At 62.9% G+C, this 20558-nt stretch carries 19 protein-coding genes; 5 read left to right on the top strand and 14 right to left on the bottom strand.

Annotated elements, in window-relative coordinates; all coding sequences use genetic code 11:
- Positions 1-121: 121 nt before the first annotated feature.
- Positions 122-1015 carry an AraC family transcriptional regulator gene (locus tag BUS12_RS25660; RefSeq protein WP_074300231.1) on the bottom strand — a complete coding sequence of 298 codons (894 nt, stop codon included), beginning with the start codon at positions 1013-1015 and terminating at the stop codon, positions 122-124.
- Between the two features lie 159 nt (positions 1016-1174).
- On the opposite strand from BUS12_RS25660, the gene BUS12_RS25665 reads away from it, so the two are divergent.
- Positions 1175-1954, top strand: coding sequence for an SDR family NAD(P)-dependent oxidoreductase (locus tag BUS12_RS25665; RefSeq protein WP_074300232.1), 780 nt, complete (start codon positions 1175-1177; stop codon positions 1952-1954).
- Between the two features lie 55 nt (positions 1955-2009).
- On the opposite strand, the gene BUS12_RS38950 is transcribed toward BUS12_RS25665, so the two are convergent.
- Both BUS12_RS38950 and BUS12_RS25670 read right to left on the bottom strand, forming a co-directional pair.
- On the bottom strand, positions 2010-2168 hold the full coding sequence (locus BUS12_RS38950) for a hypothetical protein (RefSeq protein ID WP_171991717.1): 159 nt from the start codon (positions 2166-2168) through the stop codon (positions 2010-2012).
- Between the two features lie 203 nt (positions 2169-2371).
- Complete coding sequence (locus BUS12_RS25670) at positions 2372-2698, bottom strand: DUF4148 domain-containing protein (RefSeq protein WP_074300233.1); 327 nt, start codon at positions 2696-2698, stop codon at positions 2372-2374.
- Positions 2699-3016: 318 nt separating this feature from the next.
- On the opposite strand from BUS12_RS25670, the gene BUS12_RS25675 reads away from it, so the two are divergent.
- The 3 genes from BUS12_RS25675 (at position 3017) to BUS12_RS25685 (ending at position 5054) form a co-directional block, all read left to right on the top strand.
- Complete coding sequence (locus BUS12_RS25675; RefSeq protein WP_253190213.1) at positions 3017-3337, top strand: hypothetical protein; 321 nt, start codon at positions 3017-3019, stop codon at positions 3335-3337.
- 308 nt (positions 3338-3645) lie between these two features.
- Positions 3646-4104, top strand: coding sequence for a phosphohistidine phosphatase SixA (sixA, locus tag BUS12_RS25680; RefSeq protein ID WP_074300235.1), 459 nt, complete (start codon positions 3646-3648; stop codon positions 4102-4104).
- Between the two features lie 134 nt (positions 4105-4238).
- The gene (locus tag BUS12_RS25685; RefSeq protein WP_074300236.1) at positions 4239-5054 is read left to right on the top strand and encodes a GNAT family N-acetyltransferase; all 816 of its coding nucleotides are present in this window, start codon (positions 4239-4241) and stop codon (positions 5052-5054) included.
- A 144-nt stretch (positions 5055-5198) separates the two neighbouring features.
- On the opposite strand, the gene ppx is transcribed toward BUS12_RS25685, so the two are convergent.
- On the bottom strand, positions 5199-6779 hold the full coding sequence (ppx, locus tag BUS12_RS25690) for an exopolyphosphatase (RefSeq protein WP_253190214.1): 1581 nt from the start codon (positions 6777-6779) through the stop codon (positions 5199-5201).
- Between the two features lie 211 nt (positions 6780-6990).
- On the opposite strand from ppx, the gene ppk1 reads away from it, so the two are divergent.
- A complete protein-coding gene (ppk1, locus tag BUS12_RS25695; protein ID WP_074300238.1) occupies positions 6991-9054 on the top strand; it encodes a polyphosphate kinase 1 in 2064 nt (687 codons plus the stop codon).
- Positions 9055-9057: 3 nt separating this feature from the next.
- Here ppk1 and phoR read toward each other — a convergent pair whose 3' ends face one another.
- The 10 genes from phoR to ftsH form a co-directional block, all read right to left on the bottom strand.
- Positions 9058-10371 carry a phosphate regulon sensor histidine kinase PhoR gene (gene phoR, locus BUS12_RS25700; RefSeq protein ID WP_074300239.1) on the bottom strand — a complete coding sequence of 438 codons (1314 nt, stop codon included), beginning with the start codon at positions 10369-10371 and terminating at the stop codon, positions 9058-9060.
- Between the two features lie 127 nt (positions 10372-10498).
- Positions 10499-11200 carry a phosphate regulon transcriptional regulator PhoB gene (gene phoB, locus BUS12_RS25705; RefSeq protein ID WP_006051991.1) on the bottom strand — a complete coding sequence of 234 codons (702 nt, stop codon included), beginning with the start codon at positions 11198-11200 and terminating at the stop codon, positions 10499-10501.
- 27 nt (positions 11201-11227) lie between these two features.
- The gene (phoU, locus tag BUS12_RS25710; RefSeq protein WP_074300240.1) at positions 11228-11932 is read right to left on the bottom strand and encodes a phosphate signaling complex protein PhoU; all 705 of its coding nucleotides are present in this window, start codon (positions 11930-11932) and stop codon (positions 11228-11230) included.
- A 29-nt stretch (positions 11933-11961) separates the two neighbouring features.
- On the bottom strand, positions 11962-12810 hold the full coding sequence (gene pstB, locus BUS12_RS25715) for a phosphate ABC transporter ATP-binding protein PstB (RefSeq protein WP_074300241.1): 849 nt from the start codon (positions 12808-12810) through the stop codon (positions 11962-11964).
- 16 nt (positions 12811-12826) lie between these two features.
- Positions 12827-13723, bottom strand: a complete 897-nt coding sequence (pstA, locus tag BUS12_RS25720; protein ID WP_074300242.1) for a phosphate ABC transporter permease PstA — start codon at positions 13721-13723, stop codon at positions 12827-12829.
- The gene (gene pstC / locus BUS12_RS25725; protein WP_074300243.1) at positions 13720-14706 is read right to left on the bottom strand and encodes a phosphate ABC transporter permease PstC; all 987 of its coding nucleotides are present in this window, start codon (positions 14704-14706) and stop codon (positions 13720-13722) included. The genes pstA and pstC overlap by 4 nt, the downstream gene beginning before the upstream one ends.
- A 111-nt stretch (positions 14707-14817) precedes the next feature.
- Positions 14818-15849, bottom strand: a complete 1032-nt coding sequence (pstS, locus tag BUS12_RS25730) for a phosphate ABC transporter substrate-binding protein PstS (protein WP_074300244.1) — start codon at positions 15847-15849, stop codon at positions 14818-14820.
- 384 nt (positions 15850-16233) lie between these two features.
- A complete protein-coding gene (glmM, locus tag BUS12_RS25735; protein WP_074300245.1) occupies positions 16234-17592 on the bottom strand; it encodes a phosphoglucosamine mutase in 1359 nt (452 codons plus the stop codon).
- A gap of 28 nt (positions 17593-17620) precedes the next feature.
- Positions 17621-18520 carry a dihydropteroate synthase gene (gene folP, locus BUS12_RS25740; RefSeq protein ID WP_074300246.1) on the bottom strand — a complete coding sequence of 300 codons (900 nt, stop codon included), beginning with the start codon at positions 18518-18520 and terminating at the stop codon, positions 17621-17623.
- A 78-nt stretch (positions 18521-18598) separates the two neighbouring features.
- Complete coding sequence (gene ftsH, locus BUS12_RS25745; RefSeq protein WP_074300247.1) at positions 18599-20488, bottom strand: ATP-dependent zinc metalloprotease FtsH; 1890 nt, start codon at positions 20486-20488, stop codon at positions 18599-18601.
- Between the last annotated feature and the right edge of the window lie 70 nt (positions 20489-20558).

The raw sequence follows: 20558 nt of genomic DNA on the forward strand, positions 1-20558 counted from the left end.
AGCGACGGACCTAGGGTAAATACCTAAGTTATGAAATCACTTTTCTCCTAAACCTCACAATCGGAATAGGCGCCTGGCATCCGCTCGACGCAGACCGCACGCCGCGCAACAGAACAGGACGCTAAACGATGGCGGTCTTCAACGTCGCCATATCGCGACGCGGTGGCGCGCCAAACATGCGCGCATATTCACGGCTGAATTGCGAGGGGCTTTCATAGCCCACCTGATAGGCAGCCGCTTCGGCGTTCGCTTCGCCCGCCGCCATCAGATTGCGCGCTTCGAGCAGGCGCAACTGCTTCTGATATTGCAGCGGCGTCATCGAGGTGAGCGCCTTGAACTGCCTGTGGAAGGCCGACGGACTCATCTGCGCCACGGCGGCCAGCTCCTCGATGCGTATGGTTTCGGTGAACTGGTCGCGCAAGGCATGAATCGCCGTCACGACTCTTTGCGCATGGTCGTTCGCCAGCACGACTCGCGCGACCTCATTTCCATCAGGACCGCTTAGCAACCAGTAGCAGATCTCCCGCATGATCATCGGCGCGAGGATCGGAATGGCGCGAGGCGTATCGAGCAGGCGCACCATGCGCAATACGCAGTCGGTCAGCGGGCCGTCGAAATTGGCGACAAAAACGCCATGCCCGAGCGGGTCTTCCGGCGTGGGTGGCGTATCGAGGCGCTCCATCACATCGCGCATGACGGCAAGGTCGAACTCGATCACCACGCCGAGAAACGGCTCGGCCGGACTGGCCTTCGCCACCCGGCTGAGCGCCGGCATCTCGACGCTGACCACCAGCGCCTGCCCGGCCCGATAGTCATAGCGCCGGTCGCCGAAGGTCGTCCACTTCGCGCCTTGAACCACGACACAGAGAGCCGGCCTCATGATCAGATGAGAAGGCGGCCGCTCATGGTCCGAGCGGAGAATAGCCATCCCTTCGATGGCCGTCATATACGGGTTTTGCTGGTCGGCGTGCTGATCGGTATAGCGTTTGACGGCTTCGAGCAAGGCATTTGACATGGGAACACCCTCCGCATCTGCATGGCCGCATGTTAGCGCCTCTTGTGGCCCGAGGTGGGCGTGCCGGCAGGATCAGGCAAGAAGTGAGGCAGTTCGGGCATTCAGCGCCGGGAGCGGCCGGCATAAGCTTGCCTCTCCCCACCTAACGCGGAGCGCAGCATGACAGCAGGAAAATCAGCAGAGGCCACACCGAAGATCGCCATCGTCACCGGCGGCAGCCGCGGCCTGGGACGCAACACGGTGCTCCACCTGGCGAAGCGCGGCGTCAGTTCCATTTTCACCTATCGAGCCAATCAGGCGGAGGCCGAGAAGGTCGTCGGTCTCGTGGCCGAGGAAGGTCGGCAAGCGGTCGCGCTGCAGCTCGATACCGGCAAGATCAGTACGTTCGACGCGTTCGTCGGACAGGTTCGGGACTCGCTCGCACAGTTGGGCGCCGAGCGCTTCGACTACCTCGTCAACAACGCCGGCACGTCGCACCACGCACCGTTCGAGCAGACCTCCGAGGAAGAGCTGGACAGCCTCTACAACGTCCATTTCAAGGGGGTGTTTTTTCTGACGCAGAAGCTCGTTCCGCTGATCCAAGACGGCGGCCGCATCGTCAATATTTCGTCGGGGCTCACTCGCGTCGCCGTGCCGGGCAGTGCGTCCTATGCGTCCATGAAGGGGGCGGTCGAAGTGCTGACCCGCTATCTGGCGAAAGAGCTCGGCCCGCGCCGGATCGCCGTCAACACCGTCGCGCCGGGCGCGGTCGCCACCGACTTCAGCGGCGGCATGGTGCGCGACAATCCGGAGATCAACAAGCGCGTGGCGGAGTGGACGGCGCTCGGCCGTGCGGGCCTGCCGGACGACATCGGCCCGATGATCGCCTCGCTGCTCGCCGACGACAACCGCTGGGTCAACGCCCAGCGCATCGAAGTCTCGGGCGGCATGGTGATCTAAACGCCCAAAGGCGCCGGAGCGGCGAGACTCGCCCCTCTGGCGCCGGGAAACCGGCTCAGTGTTTCGGCCGGCTGAACTCGTAAAGACGACGACGCTGCATTTCGCAAATCACCCGCTTGCGCGCAGACTCGCGCCGGTAGTGGCCGACGGCGAAAATCACGGCGAACAGCAACACACAACATCCCACTGCGGTGGCCAAAACAGTCGCGTCCATGGCGGCCTCTTCTCAGGTGCTGCGCTCAGCCGCAGCGGCGTTCAATTACAACTCCGACCCACAACAACCTGCGCGCCGCACGGCGATACCCGAGTGGCAAAACAGGCCAGCCTCTCCTGCGAGAGCCGACCTGCCTGTTACTCGCGAGCGCCCCGAAGGACGCCACGCGACAATCTTCCCGCCACGCTATCCGCGCGGCTTACTTAGTGACCGTAGATCGCCACCGGGGCCGAGTACGTGCTCACTGCCGAGCTGGCGCGCTGGCCGGCTTGCGACGAACCGTTGCTGCCCGAGCCATAGCCGGTTGCATCAGCCTGCGCGGCGCCCTTTTCGGCGGCGACGCGGGCTTCCGCAGCCTGAATGTTGTCGGGGTAGTGAATCCAGTCGTTCGGGTTGTAGCCGGCCTTTTCGACCTGAACCAGGTCGGCGCGCACTTCAGCGCGGGTCAACGGTTGGCTCGACTGCGCAAACGCGGCGAGCGGTGCGGCGATCAGGGCGGCAATAACAGCAGCTTCGATAAACGACTTCATGACGACTACCTCCGAAAATTGTTTTGTGCGGCGCTACAACCACTGGGATGTACGACCGATGAAGACAGTGTATGGCTGGGAAGACCTAGGGTAAATACCTAGATATTGAAAACACTGTTGTCAAAAACATCACAATTACGGGACAGGCCGTGCGCCGCCGGCCTCACTTTGCCAGGGTCCGCCGGCCGGCGCCTGACCATTGTTGACAGTCCGCTTCCTCAGCTCGTCATAGCATCCCCGTACCGGGCCGTCGATCGTTGCCAGCCGCAGGCGCGGCCGCCCGCTAGCCGGCCACGGAACGTACGTGGTGTTTCGCACATGGATCAAAGGCAAAATCGGGAGGGCGCACACATGGTTCTGTTCCTTGACAAGGACATCGCGCACATCGCATGCGTGATGCCGGCAGCGCTGGCCGAGGGCCGCGGCGGATCGATCCTGTCGTCCGGCTACTGGCGGCGCCGGCTCAACCAGCTTCTCGACGCCGCTCATCTGACCCGCGCCCAGTTGGACGCACTGGATCGGCTGCTGCGTCAGCTCGACGCCTTCGACGCCCGACAGCCGTCGCCCGACGCCGCGAATCCATCGTTCATGTCGCTGGACATCTCCACGACGCGCGTCAAACGCCAGAAAACGTCCTGAGCCGCGCACGTCTTTTTGCGAACTGTTGGCTGGGTAACGTTGCTGCGGAATGCGGCTATCTAAGATGACTGCTGGCAAAATTCCGTCGAGTCACGCCATGCGCTATCCGTTTGATATCGCCGTTACCTATGCCTTACTGCTGCTCGTCATGTGTTGCGTTGTTAATCTGACACTCTCCTGAGCGGAGCCGACTGCGCTCAAGCCGCCTCCCCGTTGCCTCCTTGCCTTGCTGTCACGCGCCCCGCCGTGCGACAGTGGTACAACACAGCGTCGCGCGTGTTGCGCCGCTCAAGACCTGGGAGACAAACATGAATCTGATCCTCTGGCGCCACGCCGAAGCCGAAGAGATCGCCCCGAGCGACCTGGCCCGCCAGTTGACCGTGCGCGGCCGCAAACAGGCGCAAGCCGTGGCGAAGTGGCTGCGCGCGCGGCTCGACGACGACGCCGTGATCCTGGCCAGCCCCGCCGTGCGCACCATCCAGACCGTCGAAAGCCTGACCGATCAATACCGCGTGGTGCGCGAACTCGCGCCCGGCGCCAGTGCGGCTGACGTGCTCGGCGCCGCCGGCTGGCCCGAAGGCATTGCACCGACGGTGGTGGTAGTCGGCCATCAGCCGACCCTCGGTCACGTCGCGGCGCAACTGCTTGCCCAAAGCGACACAAGCTGGCCGCTCAAGAAGGCAGGCGTCTGGTGGCTGGCTAGCCGCGAGCGCGACGGCGACGAGCAGGTGGTGCTGCGCGCGGCGATCAGCCCCGATCTTTTGTAAAACACCGAAACGCAAATAAAGGGGGGACCTTACGGACTGTCACCCAATAGTCACGACGCTGCCATGCGAGCGTCACCGGGCGTTACTACATTGGCGAAAAAGCGAAAAACTCTTTTTCGACAAGGAACGCCCACATGCAAGATCTGCCGACGTCTTCCCTGCCGCTCGCTTCGAACCTCGAGACGCGCCGTCGTCTGCCGCGCGCCGAGGAAACCGTCACCGCGCAACACCGGCTGCAAGTGGCCTGGGCACGCACAGATGAAGAGCTTCGCGAAGCGCAGCATCTGCGCTACCGGGTGTTCGCCGACGAAATGGGCGCGCGCCTGACCGGCCCCGCGGGTCTCGACGTCGACGCTTTCGATCACTATTGCGACCACCTGCTGGTACGCGATCTCGATACGCTCAAGGTGGTCGGCACCTATCGTGCGCTGCCGCCGCACCAGGCGGCGCGCATCGGCCGTCTGTATGCCGAAAGCGAGTTCGACGTCTCGCGTCTCACGCATCTGCGCCCGAAGATGGTCGAAGTGGGCCGCTCGTGCGTGCATCCGGATTACCGCAGCGGCGCCGTGATCATGTCGCTGTGGGGCGGCCTCGCGTCGTACATGTTGCACAACGGCTACGAAACGATGCTCGGCTGCGCGAGCGTAGCGATGGCCGACGGTGGTCACTACGCGGCGAATCTGTACTGCGCGCTGCGCGATAGCGCGATGACCGCGCAGGAGTACCGCGCCTTCGCGCACACGCCGCTGCCGGTCGACGAACTGCAAACCGGCGCCCAGGTGGCGCCGCCGCCGCTCGTCAAAGGTTATCTGCGGCTCGGTGCGAAAATCTGCGGCGCACCGGCCTGGGATCCCGACTTCAACACGGCTGACTTTCTGACGCTGCTGCGACTGTCCGAAATCAACGCGCGCTATGCACGCCACTTCCTCGGCGATGCCTTGCCGGGTTAAGCAGAACACTACGGGGTAGGTGCAAAACGGAAACAGCCCGGCAGAGCATGCGCTCCGCCGGGCTGTTTGCTGATCGCTTTGTGGAGCGTGACGCCCGACGCAGTGCCCATCGCACACGCATCGAACCTCGCTTCGCGCGTATCGTCAGTCGTCCGTATAAACGACGCGATAGGGAATGCCCACCTTCTCCCATTCAGCCGCTTCCTGAATCAGGCTGTAGTCGGTCAGCGGATTGTTGCCCACCCACTCCTTCGGCAGACGCACTTCGTAGCCGTTGTTGACGCGCGCCACCGCGATACCCGGCAATCCGACATCCGCACGACGCCGGCACAGCAGTGCGGCGAGGCGCAAGCAGAACAGCAGCGGCCATTCCACTTCACGCGTTTGCGACAGCTTGCCGAGCTTGCCCGCATGCCCCAGCACGAGCGCCGCTAGACGCGCCTGGTCGGTGCGCGAAAAGCCCGGCATGTCGGCGTTGCTCGCGATATAGGCCGAGTGCTTGTGATACGCGCTATGCGAGATCGACAGACCGATTTCATGCAGCGAGGCCGCCCAGCTCAGGAACATGCGATTCTCGACACGCCGCTCCGTATCCGGTTCGCCGAACTGATCGTAGAAGCTCACCGCCAGTTCGCCGATGCGGCCCGCCTGCGCGCGATCCACGCCGTAGCGGCGCATGAAGCCTTCCACCGTGACCGTGCGCATGTCTTCGTGCTGCGAACGGCCGAGCAGGTCGTACAGCACGCCGAGACGCAAGGCGCCGTCGGTGGTGTCGACATAGTCCACGCCCAGTTCGTCGAACACCGCGAGCATGATGGACAGACCGCCCGCCAGCACCGGAATCCGGTCGCTCTTCAGCGCCACCAGTTTCAGGCGGTTGACGTTCTCCGCCTTGATCAACGCCCGCTTCAGGCGTTCGAGGCCGCCACGCGAAATACCGTGGGTGATGCCCGGGTCGTTGAAGCCGTTCGCTTCGACCAGTTCCGCGAGCGCGCGAGCAGTGCCCGACGAGCCGATCGCCTGTTCCCAGCCGGTCTTCTTGTACTCGTTGGAAATGATCTGGATTTCGCGGCCGGCGGCGAGCTCGGCCTGACGCATCGTGTATTCGTCCACGTTGCCCGCCGGGAAGAAGGCCCGGCTATGGCTCACGCAGCCGATATACAGGCTTTCCATCTTGATGGGGGTGTAGTGCGAGCCGATGATGAACTCGGTCGAGCCACCGCCGATATCGACCACGAGGCGCTTGCCCGGACTCGCAGGCACCGAGTGCGCCGCGCCCGCATAGATCAGACGAGCCTCTTCGCGCCCGGCAATCACTTCGATCGGGAAGCCCAGTGCCGCCTGCGCCTCGCCGAGGAATTCGCCGGCGTTCTTGGCAATCCGCAAGGTGTTGGTGGCCACCGCCCGCACGTGATCGGGGTGGAAATCGCGCAGCCGTTCGCCGAAGCGTTTGAGCGCGTCCCAGCCGCGCACCTGCGAGGCGCGGTCGAGCATCTTGTCGCTCGACAGGCCTGCGGCCAGCCGCACGGGCTCGCGCAGCGCATCGACCTGGTAGATCTGGCTGCCGGCATCGGTTTCTTCGACCCGGCCCACGATCAGACGAAAACTGTTCGAGCCAAGGTCGACGGCAGCGAGAAGTTGTGGAGTGTTGACCATCGATTGAGCGGACTCCATACGCGCTAGCGCAGCCTGCTTGTTGCCGGCTCCGCCGTTCAAAGCCACCATTTTAAGCGTACCGGACCTCACGTTGTAACCTTCACGGTGAATGCCTGCGTTATGGTCCCATATGGTCCCATATTCATTGCGTCATATTTACGACACAAGACCGATACAGCGTAAGTTTATAATCAATCGATTGTCATAAGAGCGTCATCATACTGTGAGAATTTCCGAGCGTCTTTCGCCGTCCCTACCTGACCTTCCATTCTCGCTGCCGATGTCCACCCGCTACCCTCTGTTGAATCGCGAACTGGGCATCCTGGGTTTTAACGAGCGCGTGCTGGCGCAAGCCGCCGATCCCGCCGTCCCCTTGCTCGAACGCCTCCGTTTCATCTGCATCACCAGCAGCAATCTCGACGAATTCTTCGAAGTCCGCATGGCCGGGCTGCAGGAGCAGATGCGCGACAACCCGGGTGCGCTGTCGCCGGACGGCATGTCGCTGCAGCACGTCTACGACCTCGTGGTCGAGCGTGCGCAGAAGCTCGTGCATCGCCAGTACCGCATGCTGCACGACACAGTACTCTCCGCGCTTGAACAGGAAGGGATTTATTTTCACGGCACGGAAGCATGGAACGAAGCGCAGACCGAATGGGCGCGCAATTACTTCTTCGACGAACTGCTGCCGGTCCTGACGCCGATCGGCCTCGACCCCGCGCATCCGTTTCCGCGCGTGCTCAACAAGAGCCTGAACTTTGTCGTCGAACTGGAAGGCAAGGATGCCTTCGGCCGCCAGGCGCTGATGGGCATCGTGCAGGCACCGCGTGCCCTGCCGCGGCTCGTGCGCATGCCGCAGGAACTGTCGGGCTATCCGCACGGCTTCGTGCTGCTGAGCTCGCTGCTGCAGCGCTTTGTGGGCGAGCTGTTTCCCAATCTGGTGGTGCGTAGCTGCAACCAGTTCCGCATCACGCGCAATAGCGAACTGTTCGTCGACGAAGACGAAATCACCAATCTGCGCGTCGCGCTGCAAGGCGAATTGCCGGCGCGGCATCTGGGCAACGCCGTGCGCCTCGAAGTGTCGGCGGATACGCCTGCGCATCTGGTGCAGCGCCTGCTCGACGAAAGCAGCCTGTCCGACAAGGACTGCTACTTCGTCGACGGCCCCGTCAATCTGGTGCGGCTCATGCAGTTGCCGGAGATGGTGGACCGGCCCGATCTGAAATTCGTCCCGCACATTCCGTCCATCCCGCCGCAGATCGCCAATAGCGCGAGCCTGTTCGACGTGATCGATCAAGGCGACGTGCTGCTGCATCATCCGTACGAAAGCTTCCAGCCGGTGCTCGAACTGCTGTTGCAGGCGGCCAAAGACCCGAACGTGATGGCGATCAAGCAGACCATCTATCGCACCGGCACTGACTCCCCGCTGATGGACGCGCTGATGCAGGCCGCGCGCAACGGCAAGGAAGTCACCGTGGTGGTGGAGCTACTCGCGCGCTTCGACGAAGAAACCAATATCAACTGGGCGGCGCAACTGGAAGCCGTGGGCGCGCACGTCGTGTACGGCGTGGTGGGCCACAAGTGCCACGCGAAGATGATGCTGATCGTGCGGCGCGTGTCGCACAACGGCAAGACGACGCTCAAGCGTTACGCCCACCTCGGCACCGGCAACTATCATCCGCGCACTGCGCGCCTCTACAGCGACTTCGGCCTGATGACGTCGGACCAGAATATCTGCGAAGACGTCCACCACGTGTTCCAGCAGTTGACCGGCATCGGCGGCGAACTGAAGCTGCACGAGCTGTGGCAGTCGCCGTTCACGCTGCATCCGAAGCTCATCGAAGCGATTCGCGCCGAGGCGGAGCATGCGCGCGCCGGCAAGAAGGCGCGCATCGTCGCCAAGATGAATGCGCTGCTCGAACCGACCGTGATTGCCGAGTTGTACGAAGCATCGATGGCGGGCGTGAAGATCGATCTGATCGTGCGCGGCGTGTGTTCGCTGCAACCTGGCGTGCCGGGGCTCTCGGAGAACATTACGGTACGCTCGATCGTCGGGCGCTTCCTCGAACACCACCGGATTTTCTACTTCTACAACGAGGGCAAGGAAAACGTGTATCTGTCCAGCGCCGACTGGATGGACCGCAATTTCTTCCGGCGTGTCGAAGTGGCGTTTCCGATCAACAATCGCCGCCTGAAGCGCCGCGTGATCGCCGAGGGTCTGTCGGCCTTCCTCGGCGACAATCAATCGGCGTGGCTCATGCAAAGCGACGGCCACTACCGCCGCCGTCGGCCGGGCAAGTCGTCGCGCAATGCGCAGATGAGTCTGCTGGGGAAGTTCTGTTCCTGAGCCTCAGGCCGGTGCGGGCTGGCGCCGCGCCGTGCGCGACACCGGGAAGCGCACGGTGAAGGTGCTGCCGCGCCCTTCTTCGCTCTTCACTTCAAGCTGTGCGTCGTGCCGCTGCAGCACGTGCTTGACGATCGCGAGGCCGAGGCCCGTGCCGCCGGTGTCGCGCGAGCGGCTGCGGTCCACCCGGTAAAACCGTTCGGTGAGCCTGGGAATATCCGCGGCGGGGATGCCGAGGCCGCTATCGGTCACGGAAAAGACCGCGCTGCCGCCATTGGCCTGCCACGTCACGTGAATCTTGCCGCCGTCCGGCGTGTAGCGGATCGCATTGGTCACGAGGTTGCCGAGCGCGCTCAGGATTTCGGTTTCGACGCCAGTGACGGTAAGTCCCTCGTCCGCATCGAAGGTGATGCAATGGTGATCGCTGGACAGGCTCGCCGAGTCGTCGCGCAGATGCCGCAGCACCGCGCGCATGTCGATCATCTGCTCGCTCGGCGGCTTGTTGTCGCCTTCGAGCTTGGCGAGCACCAGCAGATCGTTGACGATATGCCGCATGCGCGCCGCCTGCTGTTCCATCAATTCGAGGTAGCGGGCACGTTCGGCTTCGCTCAACGGCAACTCGCGCATCGTCTCCAGAAAACCCGACAGCACCGTGAGCGGCGTCTTCAGTTCATGCGACACGTTGGCCACGAAGTCGCGCCGCATCGCGTCGGTACGCTCGAGTTCGGTGATGTCCTGCGAGAGCACCAGCTTGCGGTTTTCGCCATACGGAAACACCTGTACCGACAGCACGTTCTGGCGCTTCTCGCCCATCCCGCGCATGATCAGCATCTCTTCGTAATGATGCGAATTCAGATAGCGGACGAAGTCGGGCTGACGCACGAGGTGGGTGATGTGCTGGCGCAGGTCGCGCTTCGCATCGAGGCCGAAGTGCACTTCGGAGATCGAGTTGCACCATTCGATCTGATCGTGATCGTCGAGCATCGCGACGCCGTTCGGCGATGCCTGGATGGCCTGAATGAAACGCGAGTGCTGCTGCTCGACCTGGCGCACCTGGGCGTGCCAGCGCTTCGCGAGCTTGTGCAGCCGGTAGTAGATTTCGCCCCAGATACCCGGCGCGCTCGGCACTTCGCCGTAGACCGGCGCATCGAGCAGACGCCACAGACGCTGTTTGTGGAAGGTGCTAAAGACGCTCTGCGCGAGCAGCACGACGATCGCCACGATCAGTGCAGCCCTGACGTTGACGAACACGCCAAGCAACGCGCACAGAACAGCAAGCAGCACGACCGACACAATGGAACGCGCCCAGATGATGTTCATGTTCTAGCGATCGAAGAGAAGACAATACGCGCCGCGATGGCATCTCGCGGCGCGGGAGTACAAACGGCGCTAGCCGTGATGAAGACGGGCCGGACGCGCGCCAGGCCTATCCACTCACCCAGCCGTATTACGCGCTCTTCGCGAGCCGGTAACCGCTGCCCCGCACCGTCTCAATCATAGCATCGCACCCTGCCGGCTTGAGCGCGGCACGCAGACGCTTGATATGAACGTCCACCGTGCGCTCTTCGACGAACACGTGGTCGCCCCATACCTGATCGAGCAACTGCGTGCGGCTATGCACGCGCTCCGGATGGGTCATGAAGAAGTGCAGCAGACGGAATTCGGTCGGCCCGAGATCGAGCTTGATCTCGCTGCCTTCCGCATGCGCCGCCACCCGATGCGTGGCCGGATCGAGCTTCAGGCCGTTGATCGCGACCACGTCCTCAGTCAGCTGCGGCGCGCGGCGGCGCAACACCGCCTTGATGCGCGCCATCAGCTCTTTCGGCGAGAACGGCTTGGTGACGTAGTCGTCCGCACCGATCTCGAGGCCGAGCACCTTGTCCTGCTCGTCGCCGCGCGCGGTGAGCATGATGATCGGAATGTGCTTGGTCCGCTCGTTGTTGCGCAGGTCGCGGGCGAACGCGATGCCCGACTTGCCCGGCAGCATCCAGTCGAGCAGGACGAGGTCGGGCAACACATCGCTGATCAGGTTCTGCGCCTGCTCCGCGTTATACGCGCGGATCGGGCAATGGCCTGCGTGCTGCAGGTTGACCGAAATCAGTTCGGAAATGGCGGGCTCATCTTCGATGACGAGAATGCTGCTGGGCATCGGCACCTCTTGACCTTTATGCAGGGGTTAACTAAGTGCTTCGCGTTCGAGAGCGTCGCGCGACTTGTGGCGCACGTCGGTCCCCTTGACGATGTAGATGATGAACTCAGCGATGTTCTTCGCGTGGTCGCCGATCCGCTCGATCGCCTTGGCGATGAAGAGGAAATCGAGGCCCACCGAAATCGAGCGCGGATCTTCAGTCATGTACGAAATCAGCTTGCGCACGAAGGCACGGAATTCCTCGTCGATCGCCTTGTCGTCGCGCACGATCTGCGCGGCCGCCACGGTATCGAGACGCGCGAACGCGTCGAGCGCACGGCGCAGGATCGACACCGCCATCTCGCCGGACAGCTTGATCTCGGCGATATTGATGGTGCGCGACGCGCCGTCTTCCATCAGACGCTTGGTGCGCTTCGCGATCTTCTCGGCTTCGTCACCGGCGCGTTCGAGATTCGTGATGGTCTTCGAGATCGCGATCAGGAGGCGCAGGTCGCGCGCGGCCGGCTGGCGGCGCGCGATGATGTTGCTGCACTCTTCGTCGATATCGACTTCCATCTTGTTCAGGCGATCTTCGGCGGTAATCACCTGCTCGCACATGTCCAGATCGAAGTTATTGAGCGCGTTCATCGCATTGACGATCTGCGATTCCACGAGGCCGCCCATTTCGAGGACCTTGGACGAAACGAGATTCAGGTCGGCGTCGAACTGGCTTGAGAGGTGTTTGTCGGACATGTCGTGCTCCCTTATGGTGCTCGCCGGAGTTAACCGAAGCGGCCGGTAATGTAGTCCTCAGTTTCCTTGCGGACCGGCTTGATAAAGATCTTTTCGGTGTCACCGAATTCGATCAGCTCGCCGAGGTACATGTAGGCAGTGTAGTCCGAACACCGTGCGGCCTGTTGCATGTTGTGGGTAACGATCACCACGGTGTAGTCGCTCTTCAGTTCGGCGATCAGCTCTTCGATACGTCCCGTGGAAATCGGGTCGAGCGCCGAACACGGTTCGTCGAGCAACAGCACTTCCGGACGGATCGCAATGCCGCGCGCAATGCACAGGCGCTGCTGCTGGCCGCCCGAGAGACCGTAGCCGCTCTGGCCGAGCTTGTCCTTCACTTCGTTCCACAGCGCGGCCTTGGTCAGCGCCCATTCGACGCGGTCGTCCATTTCCGAGCGCGGCAGCGTTTCGAACATCTTCACGCCGAACGCAATGTTGTCGTAGATCGACATCGGGAACGGGGTCGGCTTCTGGAACACCATGCCGATCCGCGCGCGCAGCAGCGAAATATCGCGCTTGGTGGTCAGCAGGTTTTCGCCGTCCATCAGGATCTCGCCTTCGGCGCGCTGCTCCGGATAGAGCGCGTACATCTTGTTGAAAGTACGCAGCAGCGTGGACTTGCCGCAACCCGACGGGCCGATGAACGCGGTCACCTTGCCTTCGGGAATGCGCAGGTTGATGTTCTTCAGCGCGTGGTACTTGCCGTAGAAGAAGTTGAGGTCGTTGACCTCGATCTTCGGCTGCGCCGACGCTTGGGCACTGTCGCCCTGGGCGGGGTCGAAACCGGCGGGCGCGGTGGGACGCGCGATCGGATTGAGTTGAGTTTCTGCCATGTTCATCGGATTTACTCCGCCCTTACTTTTTCGAAAAGATCGTGCGCGCGAGGATATTCAATCCCAGCACCCCGAGCGTGATCAGGAACACGCCGGCCCAGGCAAGCGATTGCCACTGCGGGAAGGCGCTCATCGCAAACTGATAGATCGTGACCGGCAGGTTTGCGACCGGCTGATTCATGTTCCACGAGAAGAACTGGTTCGACATCGCGGTGAACAGCAGCGGCGCCGTTTCGCCGGCAATCCGCGCGACACCGAGCAGCACGCCGGTGATGATGCCGGCCACCGAGGCCTTCAGCGTGATCGACATCACCATCTTCCACTTTGGCGTGCCGAGTGCGAAAGCGGCTTCACGCAAGGCGTTCGGCACCAGCTTCAGCATGTTTTCGGTGGTGCGGATCACAATCGGAATCTGCAGCAGCGCGAGCGCGAACACGCCGGCCCAGCCGCTGAAGTGCCCCATCTTCGCGACGAACAGCGCGTAGACGAACAGGCCCACCACGATCGACGGCGCCGACAACAGAATGTCGTTGATAAAGCGCGTGACGCTGGCAAGCCAGCCCTTCTGGCCGTATTCGGCGAGATACACGCCGGCCAGAATGCCGATCGGCGTGCCGACGAAGGTCGCCAGCACGATCAGCATCAGGCTGCCGACGATGGCGTTGGCGAGACCGCCGCCATCGGTGTTCGGCGGCGGCGTCGACTGCGTGAACAGTTCGATCGACAGACCGCCGATACCGAGGCGCAGCGTCGTATAGAGAATCCACACGAGCCAGATGAGGCCGAAGGCCATGGCCGCGAGCGAGAGCGTCAGCGCAATCGCGTTCTTCACGCGCCGGCGGCCCTGCAGCTTGGTGCGCATGGCCTCCAGAACCGCGGCGTCGTCCGAACCGGGAATGTTCAAGGTGGACTGGCTCATTTCGCGCCCTCCCCTTTTTCGAGGCGAAGCAGCATGATCTTCGAGATCGCGAGCACGATGAAGGTAATCACAAACAGGATCAGGCCGAGTTCCATCAGCGCCGACGTGTGCAGGCCCGGGTCCGCTTCCGCGAATTCGTTGGCGAGCGCCGACGTAATGCTGTTGCCCGGCGAAAACAGCGAGACGTTATCGAGCAGGTTGGTGTTGCCGATGACGAAGGTCACCGCCATCGTCTCGCCGAGCGCGCGGCCCAGACCCAGCATGACGCCGCCGATCACACCGCTCCTGGTGAACGGCAGGACGATCTTCCACATCACTTCCCAGGTCGTGCAGCCGATGCCGTACGCCGATTCCTTCAGCAGGACCGGCGTGACTTCGAACACGTCGCGCATCACCGAGGCGATGTACGGAATGATCATGATGGCAAGTATGACTCCGGCGCACAGGATGCCGATGCCGATGGGCGGGCCCTGAAAAAACGCACCGATGAACGGAATGCCGCCGAGCACGGTACCGAGCGGCTTTTCGAACCAGGTCGCGAAGATCGGCGCGAACACCAGCAAGCCCCACATACCGTAGACGATCGAAGGGATCGCAGCCAGCAGCTCGATGGCGATGCCGAGCGGCCGGCGCAGCCACGCGGGCGCCAGCTCAGTGAGGAACAGTGCGATGCCGAAGCTGACCGGCACCGCGATAACGAGAGCAATGATCGAGGTCGCGATCGTGCCGTAGATCGGCACCAGCGCGCCGAATTTCTGGCTGGGTGGATCCCAGTCGGCTGTCCACAGGAAGCTCAGACCGAATTGCTTGATCGACGGCCAGGAGGCGACGATCAGCGAGACGATGATGCCGCCGAGCAGCAGGAGCGTGATGATCGCGGCAAGCCGCGCGAGACCGCCGAAAATAACATCGCCGGCGCGACTCGGCGCTTTCTGCTGCGCCGTGCTGCCGGACGTGCTCGACACGAGGGGGATGTCGGACATGGGAACCTATGCACCTGTGACCAAACGCTGCATGACACGACGCCATGCAACCAGTACTACAGCCGCCCAGCCTCACATGAGGCGGGGCGGCTTGTTGCTACGTGCTAACGCTTACTCGGCGACCGGCTTGCCTGCAGCGTCCTTCACCTTGTCTTTCCATTGCGACTTGATTTCCGTCACAACCGATTCCGGCAGCGAGATGTAGTCGAGGCTGTCAGCAGCCGACGTACCGTTCTTGAACGCCCAGTCGAAGAACTTCAGCGTTTCGGCGCCTTGCGGTGCCTTGTCCTGCGTCGTGTGCAGCAGCACAAACGTTGCGCCGACGACCGGCCATGCGTCCTTGCCCGGTTCGTTCGTCAGGATCTGGTAGAACGACTTCGACCAGTCTGCGCCGGCAGCCGCTGCCTTGAACGTTTCCGTCTTCGGCTCGACCACGTTGCCTGCCGAGTTCTTCAGGTCGACGTAGACCATCTTGTTTTGCTTCGCGTACGCCCATTCGACGTAACCGATCGCGCCCGGCAGACGTTGCACGAAGGCTGCGACGCCGTCGTTGCCCTTGCCGCCCGTACCCGTCGGCCAGCTGACCGTTGCGCCTTCACCGACCTTCGACTTCCAGTCTGCGTTGACCTTCGACAGGTAGTTCGTCCAGATGAAGCTGGTGCCCGAACCGTCAGCACGGCGCACCACAGCGATATCCGTATCCGGCAGCTTTGCCTTCGGGTTCAGTGCAGCGATCGCCGGATCGTTCCACTTCTTGATCTTGCCCAGGTAGATGTCGCCGAGCACTTCGCCCGACAGCACCAGTTGGCCCGGGGTCACGCCCGGCAGGTTCACCACCGGCACCACGCCGCCGACGACCGTCGGGAACTGGAACAGGCCGTCCTTGGCCAGCTCGTCGTCCTTCAGCGGAGCGTCCGAACCTGCGAAATCGACCGTCTTGGCGATGATCTGCTTGATGCCGCCCGACGAACCGATACCTTGATAGTTGACCTTACCGCCGCCCGACTTTTGATAAGCGTCAGCCCACTTCGTATAGATGGGTGCTGCAAAGGTGCTGCCCGCGCCGGTAATGTCGGCGGCTTGCGCTGCGATCGCGAAGAGCGCGCCAGCCAGGCCAGCGAACGCGGTTTGCATCAATTTCATGAGACCTCCAGTGGTGTGAGCGGGTGTGAGCGGATTACACGACACCGCGAAGGATAGGGTCTCTTTATGACAGTAACGTGACTAACCGTGAATGAAGCGTGACAGTAGGGTTACTGTCGTGAAAGGCTGGGAGGTTGAATGAAAGCTGTCTGGACGACGCTTTCGCCATGTCTGTAGAGAGTAGGCGAAAAATACGCGGCGCGAACGTTTGCTCGCAATTGAAGGGCTTCTGGAAGAGATTCCAGAGAAAAGAAAGCGTTTTGTAAGTGCTTTACGTCCTGGAAGCGGCGTGAAGAGGCGATGCGCCTGAGGACAGCATGCGGGCAGGCTGCCCCGCCGCGGCAATTCGCCGCGGCGAAGGCCGCTACCCGCTTGAGGTCCTGATCAAGCCGTCTCCTGCTTGACCACGCCGGCGATCGCCTCGGCATGATGGACCGCGTCATCCACGCGCTGGGCCTCGACCATCACGCGCAGCACGGGCTCGGTGCCGGACGCGCGGATCAGCACGCGGCCGTGGCCGTCCAGCGCCGCCTCGGCTGCGCCGATTGCGCGGCGGATCGCGTCGTTACCCTTCCAGTCGGCACCCGCCTGCATGCGCACGTTGATCAGCTTTTGCGGGAACAGCGTGACGCCTTCGAGAAGCTGCGCCAGCGTCTTGCCGCTGCGCTTCATCGCGGCCAGCACCAGCAGCGACGAGACGATGCCGTCGCCGGTCGAATGGCGGTCGAGCGAGAGAATGTGTCCGGAGCCCTCCGCGCCGAGCTGCCAGCCGTGCTCGCGCAGTTGCTCGAGCACGTAGCGGTCGCCGACCGCCGCGCGCACGAACTGCACGCCGGCACGCTGCAACGCCACTTCCACCGCCATATTGGTCATCAAGGTGCCGACCGCGCCTTCCACCTTGCCGTCGGTCTCGATGCGGTCCTTGACCAGCACATAGAGCAGCTCGTCGCCGTTGTAGAGTCGGCCTGCAGAATCGACCACCTGCAGACGGTCGGCGTCGCCGTCGAGCGCAATGCCGAGATCCGCGTGATTCGCCCGCACCGCGCGCACCAGCGCGTCGGGCGCGGTAGCGCCCACGCCGTCGTTGATGTTGAAGCCGTTCGGCGCGACGCCGATGGGGATGACGTCGGCGCCGAGCTCATGGAACACGTGCGGCGCGATGTCGTACGCCGCGCCGTGCGCGCAATCGACCACCAGCTTCATGCCGCGCAGATCGAACGCGGCCGGGAACGTGCTCTTGCAGAACTCGATATAGCGACCGGCGGCGTCGTCGAGACGGCGTGCCTTGCCGAGCTGCTCGGAGGCCGCGCAGGCGAGCGGCTGGTCCAGTTGCTCCTCGATCTTCAGCTCGACTTCGTCGGGCAGCTTGTCGCCGTGCGCCGAAAAGAACTTGATACCGTTGTCGTAGTACGCGTTGTGCGACGCGCTGATCACCACGCCGGCGGCGAGCCGCAATGCGCGCGTGAGATAGGCGATGCCCGGCGTGGGCATCGGGCCGGCCAGCATGACGTCGACGCCCGCGGCGGAAAACCCCGACTCGAGCGCGGCTTCGAGCATGTAGCCCGAAACCCGCGTGTCCTTGCCGATCAGGACCGTGGGACGCTGGCCGCTATGGACCCAGCGGTCGCCGCCCGCCAACACCTTGCCGGCGGCGTAACCGAGCCGCAATACGAAGTCGGGCGTAATCGGCGCTTCGCCGACCTTACCCCGAATGCCATCGGTACCAAAAAAGCGACGTGCCATTGTGTAGTTTTCCTCTCTCTTCCAAGGGTCAGCCGCGACGGGTTGCGTCGTGCATGGCTGCCCAAACTTTTAATGCATCAACCGTTTGCGCGACATCGTGGACACGCAGTATGGCAGCGCCGCGCTCAGCGGCACAGACCGCCGCCGCGATGCTCGCCGCCAGCCGCTCGGGGGCGGCACGGCCAGTGACCGCGCCCAGCATCGACTTGCGCGACATGCCCGCCAGAATCGGAAACGGCGGTTCGCCATGTGGCGCAGTTTCAGGCAAGTGGGCAAGCAAGGCGTAGTTGTGTTCAACCGTTGCCTTGCCAAATCCAAAGCCGGGGTCGACGCTGATACGCCGTTTCGCGACCCCCGCCTGGGTGAGCGCCGCCACCCGCTCTTCCAGAAACGCCCGCACTTCGCTCACCACGTCCTGATAGGCCGGCTCGCCCACCTGCATGGTCTGCGGCTCGCCGAGCATATGCATCACGCACAGGCCACATTGACTGTCGCGCACGGCGTCGATCGCGCCGGGCAGGCGAAAGCCCCAGATATCGTTGATCAGGTCCGCGCCGGCGGCCAGCGCGTGACGCATGACCTCGGGCTTGTAGGTATCGACGGAGAGCGGCACCTGGGCGCCACGCAATTGTTCGATGAGCGGGATCACCCGCTCCAGCTCTTCGTCGAGCGGCACCGGCGGCGCGCCGGGGCGCGTCGATTCGCCGCCGATGTCGATGATGTCCGCGCCATCGACCATCATCCGCTCGGCCTGGCGCAGCGCATCGCCGCGCATCGCGAACTTGCCGCCATCGGAGAAGGAGTCGGGCGTGACGTTCAGAATGCCCATCACCAACGGCCGTTCGAAGGTCAGCGTGAAGCGGCCGCATTGCAGCGGTTCAGGGGTAGGCAAGGACGAAAATGCGGCGTTCGACACGTAACGGGCCATACAGGCAGGCAAATGAGGATGAATGCAAAACGGGCCGGTGTGAAATCACACCGGCCCGTGCTTTGGACGTGGCTTCGATCAGGCCGGTGCAGTCGCGCTGCCCGGCTTCACCTCGGTACCCGTGCTGCCACCCGAGGAGGCGTCGGTCGCCGACGGCGGCGAGCTCTTCGGTGCGCGCGGCGGACGGCCCGCCATGATGTCGTTGATCTGATCGGCGTCGATCGTTTCCCACTCCATCAGGGCTGCGGTCATCGCTTCGACCTTGTCGCGGTTCTCGTCCAGCAGGCGCTTGGCGAGGTTGTACTGCTCGTCCAGCACGCGGCGGATTTCCGCGTCGACCTTCTGCTGCGTCGCTTCCGAAATGGTCCGCGTGAAACCGCGGCCGAACGGCGTAGCGTCGTTCTCGTCGTCGACGTAGACCATCGGTCCGAGCGCATCGGTCATGCCGAAACGGGCCACCATAGCGCGGGCCGTAGCCGTTGCCTTGTTGAAGTCGTCCGAAGCGCCGGTGCTGATCAGGTTCAGGAACAGCTCTTCCGCCACCCGGCCACCGAACAGGATAGCCAGACGATCCAGCAGGTAGTCCTTCGAATACGTTTCGTTGTCGTGCTCCGGCAACTGCCACGTCACACCCAGCGCGCGACCGCGCGGAATGATGGTGACCTTGTGCACCGGATCGGCCTTCGGCAACAGCTTGGCGATCACCGCATGGCCCGACTCGTGGTACGCCGTGGCACGCTTCGATTCTTCGCGGATCACGGCCGACTTGCGCTCCGGACCCATGAAGATCTTGTCCTTGGCATCTTCGAAGTCGATCATCTCGACGATGCGCTTGCCGCGACGCGCCGCGAACAGTGCCGCTTCGTTCACGAGGTTCGCCAGATCGGCGCCCGAGAAGCCCGGCGTGCCGCGTGCGATCACCGCTGCGTCGACGTCGTTCGAAATCGGCACCTTGCGCAGGTGAACCTTCATGATGTGCTCACGACCGCGGATGTCCGGCAGGCCGACATACACCTGGCGGTCGAAACGGCCCGGACGCAGCAGCGCCTTGTCCAGCACGTCCGAACGGTTCGTGGCAGCGATCACGATCACGCCCGAGTTCGCTTCGAAGCCGTCCATCTCGACCAGCATCTGGTTCAACGTCTGTTCGCGCTCGTCGTTGCCGCCGCCCATGCCGGCGCCGCGATGGCGACCGACCGCGTCGATTTCGTCAATGAACACGATGCACGGTGCATGCTTCTTGGCCTGTTCGAACATGTCGCGCACGCGAGCCGCGCCGACACCGACGAACATTTCCACGAAGTCCGAACCCGAAATGCTGAAGAACGGCACCTTCGCCTCGCCGGCAATGGCGCGTGCGAGCAGCGTCTTACCGGTTCCCGGCGGCCCGACCAGCAGCACGCCGCGCGGTATCCGCCCGCCGAGCTTCTGGAATTTCTGCGGATCGCGCAGGAAGTCGACCAGTTCCGAGACTTCTTCCTTGGCTTCGTCGCAACCGGCGACGTCAGTGAAATTGATTGCGTTGTTGTTCTCATCGATCAGACGTGCGCGGGACTTGCCGAACGAGAACGCACCGCCTTTCCCGCCTCCCTGCATCTGTCTCATCATGTAGAACCAGAATCCGATAATCAGGATTGTGGGTCCGAGGTAATACAGCGCGGACACAAGCGCGTTCGGTTCGTCATCGGCCTTGCCGCTCACCTGAACGCCATACTTCATCAGGTCGCCGACCATCCAGATGTCGCCGGGCGACACGATCTGGTACTTCTGGCCGTCTGCTGGAGTGACCGTGAGGTTACGCCCCTGAACGATGACGTTCTTGACCTTGCCGTTCTTTGCGTCATCCATGAACTGCGAATAGGAAACGCCTTCCTGGACACGGGGCTTATCGAACTGCTTGAACACCGTAAACAGCACCAGTGCGATAACCAGCCACACTGCTGCCTTCGAAAACATATTGTTGTTCAAAGCACCACTCCTTCACTCATAGACGGGCGCCTACATTTGCCTTGCGGCACCACTAAAGCATTCTAATCCA

The organism is Paraburkholderia phenazinium, assembly GCF_900142845.1.
GTDB classification, from domain to species: Bacteria; Pseudomonadota; Gammaproteobacteria; order Burkholderiales; family Burkholderiaceae; genus Paraburkholderia; species Paraburkholderia phenazinium_A.

Bases quoted from the DNA above. Each gene is read 5' to 3' on its own strand.
- BUS12_RS25660 (WP_074300231.1), bottom strand. From the start codon at position 1,015: ATGTCAAATGCCTTGCTCGAAGCCGTCAAACGCTATACCGATCAGCAC.
- BUS12_RS25665 (WP_074300232.1), top strand. From the start codon at position 1,175: ATGACAGCAGGAAAATCAGCAGAGGCCACACCGAAGATCGCCATCGTC.
- BUS12_RS38950 (WP_171991717.1), bottom strand. From the start codon at position 2,168: ATGGACGCGACTGTTTTGGCCACCGCAGTGGGATGTTGTGTGTTGCTG.
- BUS12_RS25670 (WP_074300233.1), bottom strand. From the start codon at position 2,698: ATGAAGTCGTTTATCGAAGCTGCTGTTATTGCCGCCCTGATCGCCGCA.
- BUS12_RS25675 (WP_253190213.1), top strand. From the start codon at position 3,017: ATGGATCAAAGGCAAAATCGGGAGGGCGCACACATGGTTCTGTTCCTT.
- sixA (WP_074300235.1), top strand. From the start codon at position 3,646: ATGAATCTGATCCTCTGGCGCCACGCCGAAGCCGAAGAGATCGCCCCG.
- BUS12_RS25685 (WP_074300236.1), top strand. From the start codon at position 4,239: ATGCAAGATCTGCCGACGTCTTCCCTGCCGCTCGCTTCGAACCTCGAG.
- ppx (WP_253190214.1), bottom strand. From the start codon at position 6,779: ATGGTGGCTTTGAACGGCGGAGCCGGCAACAAGCAGGCTGCGCTAGCG.
- ppk1 (WP_074300238.1), top strand. From the start codon at position 6,991: ATGTCCACCCGCTACCCTCTGTTGAATCGCGAACTGGGCATCCTGGGT.
- phoR (WP_074300239.1), bottom strand. From the start codon at position 10,371: ATGAACATCATCTGGGCGCGTTCCATTGTGTCGGTCGTGCTGCTTGCT.
- phoB (WP_006051991.1), bottom strand. From the start codon at position 11,200: ATGCCCAGCAGCATTCTCGTCATCGAAGATGAGCCCGCCATTTCCGAA.
- phoU (WP_074300240.1), bottom strand. From the start codon at position 11,932: ATGTCCGACAAACACCTCTCAAGCCAGTTCGACGCCGACCTGAATCTC.
- pstB (WP_074300241.1), bottom strand. From the start codon at position 12,810: ATGAACATGGCAGAAACTCAACTCAATCCGATCGCGCGTCCCACCGCG.
- pstA (WP_074300242.1), bottom strand. From the start codon at position 13,723: ATGAGCCAGTCCACCTTGAACATTCCCGGTTCGGACGACGCCGCGGTT.
- pstC (WP_074300243.1), bottom strand. From the start codon at position 14,706: ATGTCCGACATCCCCCTCGTGTCGAGCACGTCCGGCAGCACGGCGCAG.
- pstS (WP_074300244.1), bottom strand. From the start codon at position 15,849: ATGAAATTGATGCAAACCGCGTTCGCTGGCCTGGCTGGCGCGCTCTTC.
- glmM (WP_074300245.1), bottom strand. From the start codon at position 17,592: ATGGCACGTCGCTTTTTTGGTACCGATGGCATTCGGGGTAAGGTCGGC.
- folP (WP_074300246.1), bottom strand. From the start codon at position 18,520: ATGGCCCGTTACGTGTCGAACGCCGCATTTTCGTCCTTGCCTACCCCT.